Here is a 328-nt window from a genome sequence, read left to right as displayed (position 1 = left end):
AGCCAATTCAAATGATTATTTATCAAGGAAAACCTGTTTGCCCAAGATGTGTAGTTGAGCAAAACGATAAGGTTTTGGAAGAACAAGCTAACGCTCATTATAAGAAGATTAGCCGTTTGCAGAAATTCAACATGCTGGAAAAGGCTAGTGTTATTACAAACAAGAAAATTCCTCTTTCAAGATTATCTGATTACAGAACTGGGTGTGATGAAACGATTAGTCACAAGAAAGCTGTAGAAGAAACCTTGGAGGATTTAAAGAACGGAGAAATTAGAAAAGTTGTATTTACAGGAAATCAAGGGACGGCAAAAAGTTTCTTAGCATACAG

General features: G+C 35.7%; 1 pseudogene. It reads left to right on the top strand.

The annotated features are described in order from the left end of the window. Positions 1-328: pseudogene (locus MR170_RS31325) on the top strand (ATP-binding protein); the annotation flags it as partial.

The sequence above is a fragment of the Bacillus cereus group sp. BfR-BA-01524 genome, assembly GCF_022662595.1.
GTDB classification, from domain to species: Bacteria; Bacillota; Bacilli; order Bacillales; family Bacillaceae_G; genus Bacillus_A; species Bacillus_A thuringiensis_S.
The sequence above is the reverse complement of the archived record's forward strand: the minus strand, read 5'-3'. Positions and strand labels throughout refer to the sequence as shown.